The organism is Micrococcus sp. 116 (genome assembly GCF_902506395.1).
Classification (GTDB): Bacteria; Actinomycetota; Actinomycetes; order Actinomycetales; family Micrococcaceae; genus Micrococcus; species Micrococcus luteus.
On record NZ_LR732370.1, the window covers coordinates 436,923 to 453,763 of the forward strand.

The 16,841-nt window shown below is 73.6% G+C and carries 16 protein-coding genes; 14 read left to right on the forward strand and 2 right to left on the reverse strand.

Translation table 11 applies throughout. The annotated features are described in order from the left end of the window. The first annotated feature begins 28 nt into the window (after positions 1-28). From pyrH to CITRIK5_RS02095, 7 genes are all read left to right on the forward strand, one after another. On the forward strand, positions 29-796 hold the full coding sequence (pyrH, locus tag CITRIK5_RS02065; protein ID WP_002857706.1) for a UMP kinase: 768 nt from the start codon (positions 29-31) through the stop codon (positions 794-796). A 53-nt stretch (positions 797-849) separates the two neighbouring features. Continuing rightward, entirely contained in the window at positions 850-1,407 is a 558-nt protein-coding gene (gene frr / locus CITRIK5_RS02070; protein ID WP_002857704.1) for a ribosome recycling factor, read from the forward strand. Positions 1,408-1,432: 25 nt separating this feature from the next. After that, entirely contained in the window at positions 1,433-2,269 is an 837-nt protein-coding gene (locus tag CITRIK5_RS02075) for a phosphatidate cytidylyltransferase (RefSeq protein ID WP_061866736.1), read from the forward strand. Between the two features lie 49 nt (positions 2,270-2,318). Then, complete coding sequence (locus CITRIK5_RS02080; RefSeq protein ID WP_049147668.1) at positions 2,319-2,918, forward strand: DivIVA domain-containing protein; 600 nt, start codon at positions 2,319-2,321, stop codon at positions 2,916-2,918. 155 nt (positions 2,919-3,073) lie between these two features. After that, positions 3,074-4,228, forward strand: coding sequence for a pyruvate dehydrogenase (acetyl-transferring) E1 component subunit alpha (pdhA, locus tag CITRIK5_RS02085; protein ID WP_061866735.1), 1,155 nt, complete (start codon positions 3,074-3,076; stop codon positions 4,226-4,228). Positions 4,229-4,236: 8 nt separating this feature from the next. Beyond that, a complete protein-coding gene (locus CITRIK5_RS02090) occupies positions 4,237-5,292 on the forward strand; it encodes an alpha-ketoacid dehydrogenase subunit beta (protein WP_044659478.1) in 1,056 nt (351 codons plus the stop codon). Further along, positions 5,289-6,716: a dihydrolipoamide acetyltransferase family protein gene (locus tag CITRIK5_RS02095; RefSeq protein ID WP_036314052.1), complete on the forward strand. Its 1,428-nt coding sequence runs from the start codon at positions 5,289-5,291 to the stop codon at positions 6,714-6,716. The genes CITRIK5_RS02090 and CITRIK5_RS02095 overlap by 4 nt, the downstream gene beginning before the upstream one ends. A 105-nt stretch (positions 6,717-6,821) precedes the next feature. On the opposite strand, the gene CITRIK5_RS02100 is transcribed toward CITRIK5_RS02095, so the two are convergent. After that, entirely contained in the window at positions 6,822-7,295 is a 474-nt protein-coding gene (locus tag CITRIK5_RS02100) for a GNAT family N-acetyltransferase (protein ID WP_051995227.1), read from the reverse strand. Between the two features lie 103 nt (positions 7,296-7,398). Next, the gene (locus CITRIK5_RS02105) at positions 7,399-8,046 is read right to left on the reverse strand and encodes a TetR/AcrR family transcriptional regulator (protein WP_061866734.1); all 648 of its coding nucleotides are present in this window, start codon (positions 8,044-8,046) and stop codon (positions 7,399-7,401) included. 113 nt (positions 8,047-8,159) lie between these two features. Between CITRIK5_RS02105 and CITRIK5_RS02110 the strand changes: the two genes are divergently transcribed. The 7 genes from CITRIK5_RS02110 to CITRIK5_RS02140 all read left to right on the forward strand — a co-directional run bounded on the left by CITRIK5_RS02110 (position 8,160) and on the right by CITRIK5_RS02140 (position 16,725). Next, the gene (locus CITRIK5_RS02110; protein ID WP_159832993.1) at positions 8,160-9,776 is read left to right on the forward strand and encodes a carboxyl transferase domain-containing protein; all 1,617 of its coding nucleotides are present in this window, start codon (positions 8,160-8,162) and stop codon (positions 9,774-9,776) included. Positions 9,777-9,783: 7 nt separating this feature from the next. Next, positions 9,784-11,919, forward strand: coding sequence for a biotin carboxylase N-terminal domain-containing protein (locus tag CITRIK5_RS02115; RefSeq protein ID WP_061866733.1), 2,136 nt, complete (start codon positions 9,784-9,786; stop codon positions 11,917-11,919). 15 nt (positions 11,920-11,934) lie between these two features. Next, the gene (locus tag CITRIK5_RS02120) at positions 11,935-13,122 is read left to right on the forward strand and encodes an acyl-CoA dehydrogenase family protein (RefSeq protein WP_041104216.1); all 1,188 of its coding nucleotides are present in this window, start codon (positions 11,935-11,937) and stop codon (positions 13,120-13,122) included. 1 nt (position 13,123) lies between these two features. After that, the gene (locus tag CITRIK5_RS02125; RefSeq protein WP_041104218.1) at positions 13,124-13,654 is read left to right on the forward strand and encodes a MaoC family dehydratase; all 531 of its coding nucleotides are present in this window, start codon (positions 13,124-13,126) and stop codon (positions 13,652-13,654) included. Next, positions 13,651-14,529, forward strand: a complete 879-nt coding sequence (locus CITRIK5_RS02130) for a CoA ester lyase (RefSeq protein ID WP_044658614.1) — start codon at positions 13,651-13,653, stop codon at positions 14,527-14,529. Before CITRIK5_RS02125 ends, CITRIK5_RS02130 begins: the two co-directional genes overlap by 4 nt. Before the next feature lie 202 nt (positions 14,530-14,731). Beyond that, positions 14,732-15,106, forward strand: a complete 375-nt coding sequence (locus CITRIK5_RS02135) for a DUF485 domain-containing protein (protein WP_041104222.1) — start codon at positions 14,732-14,734, stop codon at positions 15,104-15,106. Then, entirely contained in the window at positions 15,103-16,725 is a 1,623-nt protein-coding gene (locus CITRIK5_RS02140; protein WP_041104224.1) for a cation acetate symporter, read from the forward strand. The genes CITRIK5_RS02135 and CITRIK5_RS02140 overlap by 4 nt, the downstream gene beginning before the upstream one ends. Positions 16,726-16,841: the final 116 nt, after the last annotated feature.

Genomic DNA, 16,841 nt, shown 5'->3' on the forward strand with positions numbered 1-16,841 from the left:
ACCCCTCACCGACCAGGAGATGCTTCCCATGGAGACGAACCGCGCCCCCGAGGACCCGACCACCGCCCACGCCCCGCAGACCTCGGACGACACCGGCCGCCGTCGCGTGCTCCTCAAGCTCTCGGGCGAGGTGTTCGGCGGCGGCAAGATCGGCGTGGACCCGGAGACCGTCCGCGGCATCGCCGAGCAGATCGCCGCCGCGGCGGACCAGGTGGAGATCGCGATCGTCGTCGGCGGCGGCAACTTCTTCCGTGGCGCCGAGCTGTCCGAGAACGGGATGGACCGCCGTCGGGCCGACTACATGGGCATGCTCGGCACCGTGATGAACTGCCTGGCCCTGCAGGACTTCCTCATCCAGGCCGGGGTCACCACGCGCGTGCAGTCCGCCATCCACATGGAGCAGGTGGCGGAGTCCTACATCCCGCTGCGCGCCATCCGCCACATGCAGAAGGGCCGCGTCGTGATCTTCGGCGCCGGCACCGGCCTGCCCTACTTCTCCACGGACACCGTGGCGGCCCAGCGCGCCCTGGAGGTCGGGGCAGACGAGGTCCTGATGGCCAAGTCCGGCGTGGACGGCGTCTACACCGCGGACCCCAAGAAGGACCCCACCGCCGAGCGCCTCACGCACCTGACCTACGATGAGGCGCTGCTGCGGAACATCCGCGTGATGGACCTGACCGCCATGACCATGTGCAAGGACAACGACCTGGACATGCGCGTGTTCGGCATGGAGGGCCCGGGCAACGTGACCCGCGCCCTGCTCGGCGAGCCGATCGGGACCACCGTCACCGTCTGAGGCCCGCCGCGTAGGATGGCGGCAGACCTGATCCACCACACCGAGGAGACACCGTGATCCAGGAGACCCTGCAGTCCGCCGAAGAGCAGATGGACCGCACCATCGAGGCCACGCGTGAGGACTTCGCCTCCGTGCGCACCGGCCGCGCCAACCCGGGCCTCTACTCCAAGGTGATGGTCGACTACTACGGCTCGTTCACCCCGCTGCAGCAGCTGGCGTCCTTCACCACCACGGACGCCCGCACGCTGCTCATCACGCCGTTCGACCAGTCGGCCCTGCGCAACATCGAGAAGGCCCTGTCCGAGTCCGAGGTCGGCGCGAACCCGTCCAACGACGGCAAGGTCATCCGCATCGTGATGCCGGAGCTGACCGCGGAGCGCCGCAAGGAGTACGTGAAGCTGGTCAAGTCCAAGGCGGAGGAGCACAAGATCTCCGTGCGCAACGCCCGTCGCAAGGCCAAGGAGGCCATGGACAAGGCCGTCAAGGACGGCGAGGTCGGCGAGGACGAGGGCGCCCGCGGCGAGAAGGAGCTGGACGCGCTCACCAAGCGCCACGTCGAGCTCATCGACGAGATGGCCAAGAACAAGGAGCAGGAGCTGCTGGAGGTCTGAGCCTCCCGCCGTCCGCGCTCGTCCCATGACCTCCGCCGTGCCCACCTCGCCCGCACCCCCGCGCGGCGGCCGCGACCTCAAGTCCGCCGTCCTCGTGGGGGTGGGGCTGCTGGCGACGGCCCTGGTCGGCCTCTTCTGGCTCGACTGGCTGCTGGTCGTGCTCGTGGTCGCCCTGCTGGTCGGCGCGGTGTCCGAGATCGCGACGGCGGTACGCGGCATCGGCCTGGACGTGCCGCGGCCCCCGCTCTGGGTGGCCGCGGCGGTCCTGCCGCTCACCGCGTGGCGGTGGGGGGTGCCCGCGCTGTTCATCGCCCTGGTGGCATGCCTGGCGCTGGTGGCCGTGTGGACGGCGCTGACGCGCCGGCGCCCGGCGGGCCAGTTCATGCTCGCGGGCGTGTTCATCGTGCTGTGGGCGCCGTTCCTGCTCTCCTTCGCCGCTGCGCTCCTGGACGAGCCGCTGGGGCACCGCATGGTGGCGATCCTGCTGCTGATGGTGGTCTCCAACGACACGTTCGGCTACATCGTGGGCTACCGCCTCGGCCGCACCCCGATCGCCCCGCGCATCAGCCCCAAGAAGTCCTGGGAGGGCCTGGCCGGCTCCCTGGCGGGCTCGGTGCTGGTGGGCGTCGTCGCCGTCCCCCTGCTGGTCGGCCAGCCGTGGTGGATCGGCGCCGTCCTCGGCGTGACCACCGTCGCCGCCGCCACCGCGGGGGACTTCTCCGAGTCCATGGTCAAGCGTGAGCTCGGCATCAAGGACATGTCCTCCGCCCTGCCCGGCCACGGCGGCGTGATGGACCGCCTGGACTCCCTCGTGTTCGCCTCGCCGGTGGCCTACACCGTGCTGGCGCTGCCCCTGACCTGATCCACCCCTCGACCCGGCACGTCCGGGACCCGCACCGCAGGAGACGCCCATGACCCCCCGCACCACCCCGGACGCCGAGCCGGTCTTCGAGCTCGTCGAGCAGGACGAGATCGGCTACGAGACCACCCACGTGGACGCCTTCATGGCGCGTGCCCGTGAGGCACGCGACGGCGGTGCCCCGCTGACGGCGGAGGAGGTGCGCCAGGCCCGCTTCGCGACCGTCAACGGCGGCTACGCCACGGACGAGGTGGACGACGAGCTGGACCGCCTCGAAGAGGAGCTGGCCGCCGCCGAGCGTCAGGCCTTCGTCGCCGAGCGCGGGGACGAGGACTGGGCCGCAGACCTCGAGGAGCGCGTGGCCGAGCTCGTGGCCCGTGCCGACCGGGCCCCGGCGGAGCGCTTCCGCCGCCCCTCCCGCGCGGACGCCGTGAGCTACGACGTGGACCAGGTGGACGCGCTCGTGGACCGCCTGCGCGTCACCCTGGCCGGTGCGGAGGACTCGACGGATCCCGACGCCGAAGGCGGGCTGACCGCGGACGACGTGCGCCGCGCGGCGTTCAGCGAGGCCGAGGGTGCCGCCGGCTACGAGGAGGGCCAGGTCGACGCCTACCTTGACGCCGCCGTCGACGTGCTGCTGCGCCGCGCCTGACACCCGGCCCTCGCGCGGCGGCCCCGGGAGAGTGGCGCAGATCACACTGAAGTGATTACAATCACACCACCGAGACGCCGCGCGCTCCACCCCTGCTCGCGCATGCGTACAACTCCCTCGCCCCGCACCGTGGGCGTCGATCGGAAGGCAGTGCAGTGACCCTCGTGGACCACACCCGTCCCACCGGCGGCCGATCCGCCGGCTCTCCGCCCCCGGCGGGCCCGGCTGAGGCCGTGATGCTCCAGGTGCTCGACGCGGAGGGCCGCCGCCGTCCGCAGCCGGAGCTCGCCCCGTGGATCGAGGACGTCGACGCCGACGCCCTCGCCGCGCTGTACCGCCAGATGGCCGTGGTCCGGCGCCTCGACGTCGAGGCCACGCACCTGCAGCGTCAGGGCGAGCTGGCCCTGTGGCCCCCGCTGCTGGGCCAGGAGGCCGCCCAGGTGGGCTCCGCCGTCGCGCTGCGCCCGGACGACTTCGTCTTCCCGTCCTACCGCGAGAACGGCGTGGCCCTGCTGCGCGGCGTCCCCGCGCTGGACCTGCTGCGGGTGTGGCGCGGCTCCACGTTCTCGAGCTGGGACCCGAACGAGACGCGCGTGGCCACCCAGCAGATCATCATCGGCGCGCAGGCCCTGCACGCCGTCGGCTACGCGATGGGCGTCCAGCGGGACCAGGCGGACGTCGCCACGATCGTCTACTTCGGCGACGGCGCCACGAGCCAGGGAGACGTCAACGAGGCCATGGTCTTCAGCGCCTCGTACCAGTCGCCCGTGGTGTTCTTCTGCCAGAACAACCACTGGGCCATCTCCGAGCCCGTGCGCCTGCAGACCCGCCGCAGCATCGCGGACCGCCCGTGGGGCTTCGGCATCCCGTCGATGCGCGTGGACGGCAACGACGTCCTGGCCGTGCTCGCCGCGACCCGCGCCGCCGTCGAGCGCGCGGCCGACGGGGGCGGTCCCACCTTCATCGAGGCCGTCACCTACCGCATGGGCCCGCACACCACCGCGGACGACCCCACCCGCTACCGGGACGACGCCGAGCTCGAGGCCTGGAAGGCCCGTGACCCGTTGACCCGCGTGGAGGCGCACCTGCGCACCCTCGATGTGGACGTGGACGCCGTGCTCGCACAGGCCCAGGCCGAGGCCGACGAGCTGGCGGCCGAGGTCCGCCGCGCCCTCGAGGCGCTCGAGGAGGACGGCGCGGACAGGCTCTTCGACGAGATCTACGCTGAGCCCCACCAGGAGCTCGAGCGGCAGCGCCGCGAGCACGCCCTCTACCTGCAGCAGTTCGACGACGAGGAGGCGGGCGCGTGAGCGAGCGCATGACCTTCGGCCGTGCGATCAACCGCGGCCTGCACCGTGCCCTGGCCGACGACCCCAAGGTCCTGCTCATGGGCGAGGACATCGGCGCCCTCGGCGGCGTGTTCCGCATCACCGACGGCCTGCAGGCCGAGTTCGGCGAGGACCGGGTGCTCGACACCCCGCTGGCCGAGTCCGGCATCGTGGGCACGGCCATCGGCCTGGCGATGCGCGGCTACCGGCCCGTCGTCGAGATCCAGTTCGACGGCTTCGTGTACCCGGCGTTCGACCAGATCGTGGCGAACCTGGCCAAGCTGCGTGCCCGCACCCGCGGCGCCGTGCCGATGCCGGTCACCATCCGCATCCCCTTCGGCGGCGGCATCGGCTCCCCGGAGCACCACTCCGAGTCGCCCGAGGCCTACTTCCTGCACACCGCGGGCCTGCGCGTGGTCTCCCCGTCCTCCCCACAGGAGGGGTACGACCTCATCCGCGCCGCGATCGCCTCGGAGGACCCGGTGGTCTACCTCGAGCCCAAGCGTCGCTACCACGACAAGGGCGACGTGGACCTGGACGTCGCGATCCCGCCGATGAGCCCGGCCCGCATCCTGCGCGAGGGCCGTGACGCCACGCTCGTGGCCTACGGCCCGCTCGTGAAGACCGCCCTGCAGGCCGCCGAGGTGGCGGCCGAGGAGGGCGTCGAGGTCGAGGTGGTCGACCTGCGCAGCCTGTCCCCGCTGGACACCGGCCTCGTCGAGTCCTCGGTGCGGCGCACCGGCCGGCTCGTCGTGGCGCACGAGGCCTCCCGCACCGGCGGCCTCGGCGCCGAGCTCGTGGCCACGGTGGCCGAGCGCGCGTTCCACTGGCTCGAGGCCCCGCCGGTGCGCGTCACCGGCATGGACGTGCCCTACCCGCCGTCCAAGCTCGAGCACCTGCACCTGCCGGACCTCGACCGCATCCTCGACGGCCTGGACCGTGCTCTGGGCCGACCGAATTCGCTGGACTCCGTGGACGCGTTCGCCGCCCCCGAGACCGCCGAGCAGTTCCTCGCGGCCCAGAACGCCGGGGAGGAGACCCGATGAGCCAGAAGACCTTCCGCCTGCCCGACCTCGGCGAGGGCCTGACCGAGTCCGAGATCGTGACGTGGCGCGTGGCCGAGGGCGACGCGGTGAGCGTGAACCAGGTGCTCGCCGACGTCGAGACGGCCAAGGCCGTGGTCGAGGTCTCGAGCCCGTTCGCGGGCGTCGTCGCGGCCCTGCACGGCGCCGAGGGTGAGACCCTCGAGGTCGGTGCGCCCCTGGTGACCTTCACCCTCGAGGGCGCCGAGCCCGACGTCGGCGGGCCCGCCGAGGGTGACGGCCGCGTGCCCACCCTCGTCGGCTACGGCGCCGCGCCGGACACCGGCAAGCCCGGCCGCCGTGCGCGGCGCGGCTCCGCGGCCCCGGCGACGTCGGCCGCCCCGGCGGGCGAGCCCGCCCGCGGACAGGCGCCGTCCACGTCGGAGGCGGCCCCCGCCGGCGCCGGGCGCCCGCAGCCCGAGGCCGCCGAGCCGGACCGCGCGGACGCGGCCCACGAGCCGGCCCCGGGCGAGCGACCCCGGTGCACTCCGCCCGTGCGCCTGTACGCGCGCCGCGCGGGCGTGGATCTGGAGCAGGTCACCGGCACGGGTGTGGGCGGGGTCATCACCCGCGCGGACGTCGAGGCGTTCCTGGCCGGGGGCGGGCAGCCCGCGGCCGCGGCGGCGCCGCCGCAGTCCGGCGCCGAGTCGGGCTCGACCGGGGGCGTCCGCACCCTGGGCGGCCGCCCGCGCACGGAGGCCGTGCCGGTCAAGGGCGTGCGCAAGGCGACCGCGGCGGCCATGGTGCAGTCCGCGTTCACCGCCCCGCACGTGACCGAGTTCCTGCAGGTGGACGTCACCGAGACCATGGAGCTGCTCGCCGAGCTCAAGGCCTCCCGCGAGTTCCGGGACGTCAAGCTCACGCCCATGACGCTCGCCGCCAAGGCGTGCCTCGTGGCGATGGAGCGCACCCCGGACGTCAACGCCCGGTGGGACGAGGCCGCCGGGACGATCGTCCAGCAGAACTTCGTGAACCTCGGTTTCGCCGCCGCCACCCCCCGCGGGCTGATGGTGCCGAACGTCAAGGACGCCCAGGCGATGAGCCTGAGGGAGCTGGCCGACGCCATCCGCGATCTCACGGGCCTCGCCCGCGAGGGGCGGCTGTCCCCGGCGGATCTGGCCGGCGGCACCTTCACGCTCACGAACGTCGGGGTGTTCGGCGTGGACGCGGGCACCCCGATCATCAACCCGGGTGAGGGGGCGATCATCGCGATCGGCCAGGTCCGGAGGATGCCGTGGGAGCATCGCGGCGAGATCGCCCTGCGGGACGTCATGACGCTGTCCCTCTCGTTCGACCACCGCTTCGTGGACGGCGAGCAGGGCTCGCGCTTCCTCGCGGACGTCGGCGCGATCCTGCGCCGCCCGGGTCTGACCCTGACCATGGTCTGACGGCCCCGGACGCGCCGCGGCCCCGCCACCCGGGCACCGGGAGGCGGGGCCGTCGTCGTGGCAGGCCGGTGCGGCCGCCGGCACGGCGGGGGCCGCGGGGCGCGCTCAGTCGGCGGCGGGCAGCTCCATCACGAGCTCGGTGATGACCTCGGCACGGGCGTTGGAGAAGACCTTCTCCTCGCCGACGGTCTCGAAGCCGCGGCGGGAGAGCACCTTCACGGAGCCCACATTGTCCTCGGGCACGTGCGCCCGCAGCGGGCGGGCGGTGTGCTCCTCCAGGAACCGGTCCACGGCCGCGGTCGTCAGCCCCAGGCCCCAGTAGTCCTGCGCGGTCCAGAAGGACAGCTCGCCCACGCCGTCCTGCTGGGTGCACACGAGCGCACCCACGGCGCGGCCCTCGTGCTCGATGGTCCGCACGACGGTGTCCTCGTCCCCGAGCAGGTGGGCCCAGTGGTAGTCGAAGACACCGCGGTCCCGGGGGTTGCGGGGGGCGAAGGCGGACATCAGGTTGGCCTGCTCGTCCTGCTGGTGGAGGAAGAACTCGTCCAGATCCTCGGGTCGGACGTCACGAAGAAGCACGGCGGTGGACCTCTCGGGGCGGGGTTCGACGGCGTCGCCGTCGCGGGTACCGGCCACCGTATCACCGGGCACGACGCCGGCCCGCCGGGCCGGTGCCGCCCGCTCAGTCCCCGCCGGGCAGCGGCCCGGGGGCCGTGGCCGCGGCCCAGGCCATGGCCACGAGGGTCGCGCGGCGAGCCGCGCGGTCGGCCGCGGTGCGCCGCACCGAGCGGGGGGTGGAGTTGAGCAGGCCCAGCACGGCCTGGGCGCGGAACACGGCGGTGGCCTGGTCCTCGTGGGGGTGGACGACCTGCAGCTGGCGCGCCCACACGTCGATGTAGGCGCGCTGGGTGCGCGTGATGGCCGTGCGCGCGCCGTCGGGCAGGGCGGACATGTCGCGGTCCTGCACACGGATCACGTCGCGCTGGGCGAGGGCGAAGTCCGCCTGGAAACCGATGAGGGCCCGCAGGGTCTCCGCCCCCGGCGCGTGCTGCGCCTCGGCGGCCAGCCCGCCGTCCAGCAGGTCCTGCGAGGCCGTGTCGAGGATCGCCGTGAGCACGGCGGCCTTGCCGGCGAAGTGGCGGTAGATGGCGGGGCCGCTGATCCCGACCGCGGCGCCGATGTCCTCGAGGCGGACCGCGTCGAAGCCCCGGGCCGCGAACAGTCGCGCCGCGGCCGCGAGCAGGTCCACCCGGCGTCGGGCCTTGGCGGCCTCCCGGGCGGTCGGCGGGGTCGCCGGGGCGGTGGGGGACGCGGGATCGACGGCGGGCATGGGATCCACTGTAGGACGGGACGAGGCGCGCCGGGCGCCCGGTCGACGTCAGTGACGATCGTCACTACACTGAGGCTCGGTTCAGTTAGTCGTCATTCACTGAAGGGGGTCTCATGACCGCCAGCACCCCGGCCCCGGCCGCGCAGTCCGCGCCCACCGTGGCCGAGCGCAACGCGGCCGGCCACGCCCGGCTGGAGCAGGAGCTCGCCGACCTCGTCGCCCGCACGTCGCTCGGCGGGCCCGAGCGTTCGCGCGAGCGCCACACCGGCCGCGGCAAGCTGCTGGTGCGGGACCGCATCGACGCGCTGCTCGACGAGGGCTCGCCCTTCCTCGAGGTCGGCGCGCTGGCCGCGCACGGCCTGTACGACGGGGACAGCCCCGCCGCGGGCGTCGTGGCGGGCATCGGCCTGGTCCATGGCCGCCTCGTGATGGTGGTCGGCAACGACGCCACCGTGAAGGGCGGCACCTACTACCCCATGACGGTGAAGAAGCACCTGCGGGCCCAGGAGATCGCCCTGGAGAACCGCCTGCCGTGCATCTACCTCGTGGACTCCGGCGGCGCGTTCCTGCCCCGCCAGGACGAGGTCTTCCCGGACCGCGAGCACTTCGGCCGCATCTTCCGGAACCAGGCGCTGCTCTCCTCGCAGCGCATCCCGCAGCTGGCCGCGGTGTGCGGCTCCTCCACGGCGGGCGGCGCGTACGTGCCGGCCATGTCGGACGAGACCGTGATCGTGCGCGAGCAGGGCACCATCTTCCTCGGCGGCCCCCCGCTCGTGAAGGCCGCGATCGGGGAGGACATCTCGCCCGAGGACCTCGGCGGCGGCCGGCTGCACGCCGAGCGCTCCGGCGTCGCGGACCACCTGGCGGACGACGACCTGCACGCCATGCAGATCCTCCGGGACATCGTGGCCACCCTGCCCCCGGCCGAGGCGCCGGCCTGGGAGGTCGCCCCCGCCGCGGAGCCCGCCAAGGACCCGGCCGAACTGACCAGCGTCGTGCCCGTGGACGTGAACACCCCCTACGACGTGCGCGAGGTGATCGACCGCCTCGTGGACGGCGGCTCCGTCCACGAGTTCAAGCCCCTCTACGGCACCACCCTGGTCACCGCGTTCGCGCGGATCGACGGCCACCCCGTGGGCGTCCTCGCCAACAACGGCATCCTGTTCGGAGACTCCGCCCGCAAGGGCGCGCACTTCATCGAACTGTGCGACCAGCGCGGCATCCCGCTGCTGTTCCTGCAGAACATCTCCGGCTTCATGGTGGGTCGGGACGCGGAGGCCGGCGGCATCGCGCGCGACGGCGCCAAGATGGTCACCGCCGTCGCGACCGCCCGCGTGCCCAAGCTGACCGTGGTGATCGGCGGCTCGTTCGGCGCCGGCAACTACGCGATGTGCGGCCGCGCCTACTCACCCCGCTTCCTGTGGATGTGGCCGAACGCGCGCATCTCCGTGATGGGCGGCCCGCAGGCCTCCTCCGTGCTCACGCAGATCAAGCAGGACCAGCGGGCCGCCGCGGGGGAGGAGCCGATGTCCCCCGAGGAGGTCGAGGCCTTCCAGGCGCCGGTCCGCCGGCAGTACGAGGACCAGGGCAGCCCCCTGTACTCCACCGCCCGCCTCTGGGACGACGGAGTGATCACCCCCGGCCAGACCCGCCGGGTGCTCTCCCTGGCCCTCGACGTCATCTCCCGTTCCCCGCTGCCGGACTCCCGGTTCGGCCTGTTCCGCATGTGAGGCACCCGTGACCGAGAACCACGCCCAGGGGACGCCCCTGTTCGACACCGTGCTGGTGGCCAACCGCGGCGAGATCGCCGTGCGCGTCATCCGCACCCTGCGCCGCCTCGGCATCCGCTCGGTGGCCGTGCACTCCGACGCCGACGCCGACGCGCGGCACGTCCGCGAGGCGGACACGGCGGTCCGCCTCGGCCCGGCTCCGGCCCGCGAGTCCTACCTGGACATCGACGCCGTCGTCGACGCCGCGCGCCGCACCGGCGCCCAGGCCGTGCACCCCGGCTACGGCTTCCTGTCCGAGAACGCCGACTTCGCCCGCGCGCTGGACGCGGCCGGCATCGTGTTCGTGGGCCCGCCCGTGGCCTCGCTCGACGCGATGGCGGACAAGATCCGCGCCAAGGAGACCGTGGCCGCGTACGACGTGCCGGTGGTCCCCGGCATCCAGGACCCCACGCTCACCGACGAGCAGATCACGGCCGAGGCCGAGCGCGTCGGCTTCCCGCTGCTGATCAAGCCCTCCGCGGGCGGCGGCGGCAAGGGCATGGTGGCCGTGCGCGCCGCCGAGGAGCTGCCCGGCGCCCTCGCCTCGGCCCGGCGCACGGCGCGCTCCGCGTTCGGCGACGACACCCTGCTGCTCGAGCGGCTCATCACCGCGCCCCGGCACATCGAGGTGCAGGTGTTCGCGGACGCCCACGGCGCCACCGTGCACCTGGGCGAGCGCGAGTGCTCCCTGCAGCGCCGCCACCAGAAGGTGATCGAGGAGGCCCCCGCGCCCCTGCTGACCGGGCTGGCGCACGGGGCCGAGCTCCGCGAGCGCCTGGGCCGGGCCGCCGTGGACGCGGCCGTGTCCGTGGGCTACCGCGGTGCCGGCACCGTCGAGTTCCTCGTCTCGGACGAGAACCCGGACGAGTTCTTCTTCATGGAGATGAACACCCGCCTGCAGGTGGAGCACCCGGTCTCCGAGGAGGTCGTCCGGGTGCGCGGACAGCGCCTGGACTTCGTGGAGCTGCAGCTGCGCATCGCCGCGGGGGGGCCGCTCGGCTTCGCCCAGGAGGACGTGACCCTCGACGGCGCCGCCGTCGAGGCCCGCGTCTACGCGGAGGACCCCGCGAACGGCTTCCTGCCCTCCACCGGGCCGGTGCTGCGCTGGCGCGAGCCCGCCGGCGAGGGCGTCCGCGTCGACACCCTCCTGCTGCCCTCCCGGCCGGCCGAGGAGCGCGCGTTCGGCTCCGGACCGCAGACTGGCCCCGCCGCCGGCGCCGTGGACCCCGTGGACGTCGACGGCGCACAGCCCGAGATCACCGGCTTCTACGACCCGATGATCGCCAAGCTCATCGCCCGTGGCGCCGACCGCGCCGAGGCCCTGGACCGGCTCGACGCCGCGCTCGCGGACACCGTGCTGTTCGGCGTCCGCTCCAACCTGGGCTGGCTGCGCGAGCTCGCGGCCCGCGAGGACGTGCGGACCGGCCGGCTCACCACCGAGCTGATCGACGGCCTCGAGGCGTGGACCGCCCCCGCGCTGCCCGAGGACCTCGCCGCGCTCGCGGCCGAGGCCCTGGCCGACGTGTCCGAGGACGCGGCCGCCGCCGAGCACCGCGCGGCCGGCACCGCGTGGGCCCGGGCGGACGGCTGGCGCGGCGCGGGCGCCCCGCAGCCCGGGATGCGCGTCCGGGTCGGGGACGAGGACCGCATCCTCACCGCCCCCGCCGCCGACGCCGAGGTGGACGAGGACGCCGGAGGCCTGGCGGGCGTCAACCTCCTGGCCGGTGACCCGCGGGACCCGCGCTCAGCGTGGCTGCACCGCGACGGCGCCGCGTGGCAGGTCCGCCGCCTCACCCGGGCCGAGGTGGTCGAGGCCGCCCGCGCGGCCGCGGCCGCGCGTCGTGCCCCGGCCGGCGCAGCGTCCCCCGAGGCCCGCACGCCCATGCCGGGCACCGTCGTCGCCGTGTCCGTGGCCACCGGGGACACCGTGGCCGCGGGCCAGGAGCTGGCGGTGGTCGAGGCCATGAAGATGGAGCACCCCGTCACGGCCGCCGTCGCCGGCGTCGTGACCGTCCACGTCGCCGAGGGCGACGCCGTGGCCGCGCAGGCGTTGATCGCCGTCGTCGAGCCCACCGAGCACGCAGCACCCGCAGAGAACACCTGAGAACAGGAGAGGACCATGAGCACCAAGCACCGCACCCTGCCCGCCCTCGAGGAGGACTACCAGGTCCTCTCCGACACCGTCCGCGAGTTCGCCGACGAGGTCGTGGCCCCGGTCTCCGCCGAGCTGGACGCCCAGCACGAGTTCCCGTACGAGATCGTGGCCCAGATGGGCGAGATGGGCCTGTTCGGCCTCCCGTTCCCCGAGGAGTACGGCGGCATGGGCGGCGACTACTTCGCCCTGGCCCTGGCCCTCGAGCAGCTCGGCCGCGTCAACCAGTCCGTGGCCATCACCCTCGAGGCCGGCGTCTCCCTGGGCGCCATGCCGCTGCTGAAGTTCGGCACCGAGGAGCAGAAGCAGCGCTGGCTGCCGGACCTCGTGGCCGGCACGCACCTGGCCGGCTTCGGCCTCACCGAGCCGGGCGCGGGCTCCGACGCCGGCGGCACCCAGACCACCGCCGCGCTCGAGGACGGCCAGTGGCGCATCAACGGCGCCAAGGAGTTCATCACCAACTCCGGCACGGACATCACCTCGCTCGTCACCGTCACCGCCGTGACCGGCACCGTGGAGGGCAGGACCGGCCACGACGGCCGCCCCGCCAAGGAGATCTCCACGATCCTCGTGCCCGCCGGCACCGAGGGCTTCTCCGTGGCCAAGGCCTACGACAAGGTCGGCTGGAACTCCTCGGACACCCACGCCCTGCACTTCTCGGACGTGCGCGTGCCGGAGGAGAACCTGCTGGGCGCCCGCGGCCGCGGCTTCGCCCACTTCCTCGAGATCCTCGACGAGGGCCGTATCGCCATCGCGGCCCTGGCCACCGGCGCGGCCCAGGGCTGCGTGGACGAGTCGGTCGCCTACGCCAAGCAGCGGACCTCGTTCGGCCAGAAGATCGGGCAGTTCCAGGCCGTGTCCTTCAAGATCGCCCGCATGCAGGCCCGCGCGCACGCCGCCCGCCTGGCCTACTACGAGGCCGCCCAGAAGATGCTGGCCGGCAAGCCGTTCAAGACCGAGGCCGCCATGGCCAAGCTGATCGCCGGCGAGGCCGCCATGGACAACGCCCGGGACGCCACCCAGGTGTTCGGCGGCTACGGCTTCATGAACGAGACCCTCGTGGCCCGTCACTACCGCGACTCCAAGATCCTCGAGGTCGGCGAGGGCACCACCGAGGTGCAGCTCATGCTGATCGCCCGCGAGCTGGGCCTCTGACGTGACGGAGCGCGTCGAGATCGAGCAGCGGGGCCGCTACGCGGACGAGCTGGCGGTCGGTCAGGTCTACCTGCACCGGCCCGGCCGCACGCTCACCGAGGCGGACAACGTCCTGTTCACCACCCTCACCATGAACCCGCAGGCCCTGCACCTGGACCACGCGTACGCGGCGGACCAGCCGTTCGGCCGACCGCTGGTCAACTCGATGCTGACGCTGTCCACCCTGGTGGGCCTCGCCGTCGGGCAGACCACACAGGGCACGCTCGTGGCCCAGCTCGGCCTGGGGGAGATCGCGTTCCCGAAGCCGGTCTTCCACGGGGACACGCTCTACGGGCGCTCCGAGGTCACCGCAATCCGCGAGTCCTCCTCGCGGCCGGGGCAGCGGATCGTCACGTTCGCGATGACGGGGGAGAACCAGCACGGCGACGTCGTCGTCCGCGCCCAGCGCACCTGTCTGATGTGGACCGCGCAGGCGCACGCGGAGGCCAAGGCGAAGGCCGCCGACGCCGCAGGCACGGGGGAGCGGGCATGAGCGCGCTGACCCTCGGACCGGCCGTCATGTTCACCCCGGCGGACCGCCCCGAGCGGTACGCCACGGCGCTCGAGCGCGCGGACGCGGTGATCCTCGACCTCGAGGACGCCGTCACCCCGGACGCCCGGCCCACCGCGCGGGACGCCGTCGCGGCGGCCTGGGCGGGGCGGGCGACGGGCGGGGTCGACGGCGGCCCGCTGGACGAGGACCGCGTGGTGGTCCGCGTGAACCCCGCGGGCACCGCGGACCACGACGCCGACCTGGCCATGCTCGCCGGGACGGGCTGGCGCACGCTCATGCTCGCCAAGGCCGAGTCCGCCGCGCAGGTGGACGGGGTCGTCGCCGCCCTCGGCCCGCAGACCCGCGTCGTCGCCCTATGCGAGACCGCGGCCGGGATCCTCGCCGCCGCCGACCTGGCCGCCCACCCGCACGTGGGTGCGCTGATGTGGGGCGCCGAGGACCTCGTGGCGTCGATGGGCGGCAGCTCCTCCCGCACCCCCGAGGGCGCCTACCGCTCCGTGGTCCAGCACGCCCGCGCGACGGTGCTGCTGGCGGCGGCCGCCCACGGCGCGGCCGCATGGGACGCCGTCCACCTGGACCTCGGCGACGAGGCCGGGCTGGCCGCCGAGGCCGAGGACGCCGTCGCCCTGGGCTGCACCGCGACCGTGTGCCTGCACCCGCGCCAGGTGCCCGTCGTGCGCTCCGCCTACACGCCCGCCCCGGAGGCCGTCGAACGCGCCCGGCGCGTCCTCGCCGCGGCCGAGGGCCGACACGGGGCCTTCGAGCTGGACGGGGCGATGGTCGACGAGGTGGTCCTCGCCCAGGCCCGCGCGGTCCTGCGCCGCGCGGACGCGCCCCGGCCGGCGAGCGCCTGACCGGCTCCTCGGCGGCTCCGCGCCCCGGCGGCCCCGTGCCGTCGGGGCGCGTCCGCGTCCGCACGGCTGCGCCCCGGGGCTGTCACACGGGCGCACGGCCCCGGGGCGCGCTTGACGGCGCACCCCTCCGCCCGCCAGAGTGTGGTTGTCATCACAGTGATCTGTCTCACACTGATCCGTCCTACGCACCCCCGGAGGGCCCATGTCATCCAGCGAGCCCACGGCGCCGGTCCCCACGGCCGCGCAGTTCCGCGCCGCGCAGCAGTCCGAGGAGTTCATCGAGCTCCGGCGCACCCACCGATCCTTCGCCTTCCCCATGACCGTGGCGTTCTTCGTCTGGTACCTGGTGTTCGTGATCGTCGGCGCGTTCTTCCCCGAGTTCATGGCGATCCGCCTCGGCGGCAACATCACCCTCGGCCTGATCCTCGGCCTGCTCCAGTTCGTCACCACGTTCCTGATCACCTTCGCCTACGTCCGTTTCTCCAACCGGACCCTGGACCCCCGCGCCACCGCGCTGCGTGAGCGCCTCGAGCGCGAGGCCGCCGGCGCCCACGAGAACCCGGAGGCCACGCGATGAGCGCGCTCACCCCCCTGCTCCAGGCCGCCCCGCAGACGGTCGGCAACCCCGCCGTGAACATCGGCATCTTCGTCGCCTTCGTGGTGGTCACCCTCGTGATCGTGATCCGCGCGTCCAAGACGAACGCGTCCTCGGCCGACTACTACGCCGGCGGCCGCGGCTTCTCCGGCACCCAGAACGGCACGGCCATCGCGGGTGACTACCTCTCCGCGGCCTCGTTCCTGGGCATCGTGGGCGCGATCGCCCTCTACGGCTACGACGGCTTCCTCTACTCGATCGGCTTCCTCGTGGCGTGGCTCGTGGCCCTGCTGCTGGTGGCCGAGCTGCTGCGCAACACCGGCAAGTTCACCATGGCGGACGTGCTGTCCTTCCGCCTGCAGCAGCGTCCCGTGCGCATCGCCGCCGCCTTCGGCACCATGGCCGTCTGCCTCTTCTACCTCCTGGCCCAGATGGCCGGCGCCGGCGGCCTGGTGTCCCTGCTGCTGAACATCAACGACCGGGCCGGCCAGGCCCTCGTGATCGTGATCGTGGGCGTGCTGATGATCGTCTACGTGCTGATCGGCGGCATGAAGGGCACCACCTACGTGCAGATCATCAAGGCGATCCTGCTGATCGCCGGCGCGGGGATCATGACCGTGTGGTCACTGGCCCTGTTCGGCTTCGACTTCAACGCCATGCTGGGGGCCGCCGTCGAGATGAACCCGAAGGGCGAGGCGATCCTCGAGCCGGGCCTGCAGTACGGCGCCAGCGCGCTGACCCGCCTCGACTTCGTGTCCCTGGGCATCGCGCTCGTGCTCGGCACCGCCGGCCTGCCGCACGTGCTCATGCGGTTCTACACGGTGCCCACCGCCAAGGAGGCGCGCAAGTCCGTGGTGTGGGCCATCGTCCTCATCGGCGCGTTCTACCTGTTCACCCTCGTGCTGGGCTACGGTGCCGGCGCGCTGATCGGCCCCGAGCGCATCCTGGCCGCGCCCGGCGGGCAGAACTCCGCGGCCCCGCTCCTGGCGTTCGAGCTCGGCGGCTCCATCCTGCTGGGCCTGATCTCGGCGGTCGCGTTCGCCACCATCCTCGCGGTGGTCGCGGGCCTGGCCATCACGGCGGCGGCGTCCTTCGCCCACGACGTGTACGGCTCCGTGATCGCCAAGCACCCGCTCACCCCGCAGGAGGAGGTGCGGATCGGCAAGATCACCGTGGTGGTGATCGGCGTCCTGGCGATCGTCGGCGGCATCGCCGCCCAGGGCCAGAACGTGGCGTTCCTCGTGGCGCTCGCCTTCGCGGTGGCGGCCTCGGCGAACCTGCCGACCATCCTCTACTCCCTGTTCTGGCGGCGCTTCACCACCCGCGGCGCGGTGTGGTCGATGTACGGCGGACTGCTCTCCGCGATCATCCTGATCGTCCTGTCCCCGGTGATGTCCGGGACGCCGACCTCGATGATCCCGGGCGCGGACTTCGCGGTGTTCCCGCTGAAGAACCCGGGCATCGTCTCCATCCCGCTGGCCTTCTTCCTCGGCTGGCTCGGCTCGGTGACCTCGTCGCGCGCCGAGGACCCCGACAAGCAGGCCGAGATGGAGGTCCGCTCCCTCACCGGCATCGGCGCCGAGAAGCCGGTGCAGCACTGATCCGCGGCTGACCCGGTCCCACGGGGGCCGGCGGGGCGGGACGTCGGGGTGCGGCGTCCGTCCGGCCGGCCCCCCGTCCGTGTCCAGGCCCGACTGGCATCATGGCGGGGTGACGC

What these genes read in the sequence shown, in the direction of transcription:
- CITRIK5_RS02140 (WP_041104224.1), top strand. Translation starts at nt 15,103, where the DNA reads ATGAGCGCGCTCACCCCCCTGCTCCAGGCCGCCCCGCAGACGGTCGGC.
- CITRIK5_RS02090 (WP_044659478.1), top strand. Translation starts at nt 4,237, where the DNA reads ATGACCTTCGGCCGTGCGATCAACCGCGGCCTGCACCGTGCCCTGGCC.
- CITRIK5_RS02135 (WP_041104222.1), top strand. Translation starts at nt 14,732, where the DNA reads ATGTCATCCAGCGAGCCCACGGCGCCGGTCCCCACGGCCGCGCAGTTC.
- pyrH (WP_002857706.1), top strand. Translation starts at nt 29, where the DNA reads ATGGAGACGAACCGCGCCCCCGAGGACCCGACCACCGCCCACGCCCCG.
- CITRIK5_RS02095 (WP_036314052.1), top strand. Translation starts at nt 5,289, where the DNA reads ATGAGCCAGAAGACCTTCCGCCTGCCCGACCTCGGCGAGGGCCTGACC.
- CITRIK5_RS02105 (WP_061866734.1), bottom strand. Translation starts at nt 8,046, where the DNA reads ATGCCCGCCGTCGATCCCGCGTCCCCCACCGCCCCGGCGACCCCGCCG.
- CITRIK5_RS02080 (WP_049147668.1), top strand. Translation starts at nt 2,319, where the DNA reads ATGACCCCCCGCACCACCCCGGACGCCGAGCCGGTCTTCGAGCTCGTC.
- CITRIK5_RS02130 (WP_044658614.1), top strand. Translation starts at nt 13,651, where the DNA reads ATGAGCGCGCTGACCCTCGGACCGGCCGTCATGTTCACCCCGGCGGAC.
- CITRIK5_RS02110 (WP_159832993.1), top strand. Translation starts at nt 8,160, where the DNA reads ATGACCGCCAGCACCCCGGCCCCGGCCGCGCAGTCCGCGCCCACCGTG.
- CITRIK5_RS02075 (WP_061866736.1), top strand. Translation starts at nt 1,433, where the DNA reads ATGACCTCCGCCGTGCCCACCTCGCCCGCACCCCCGCGCGGCGGCCGC.
- CITRIK5_RS02120 (WP_041104216.1), top strand. Translation starts at nt 11,935, where the DNA reads ATGAGCACCAAGCACCGCACCCTGCCCGCCCTCGAGGAGGACTACCAG.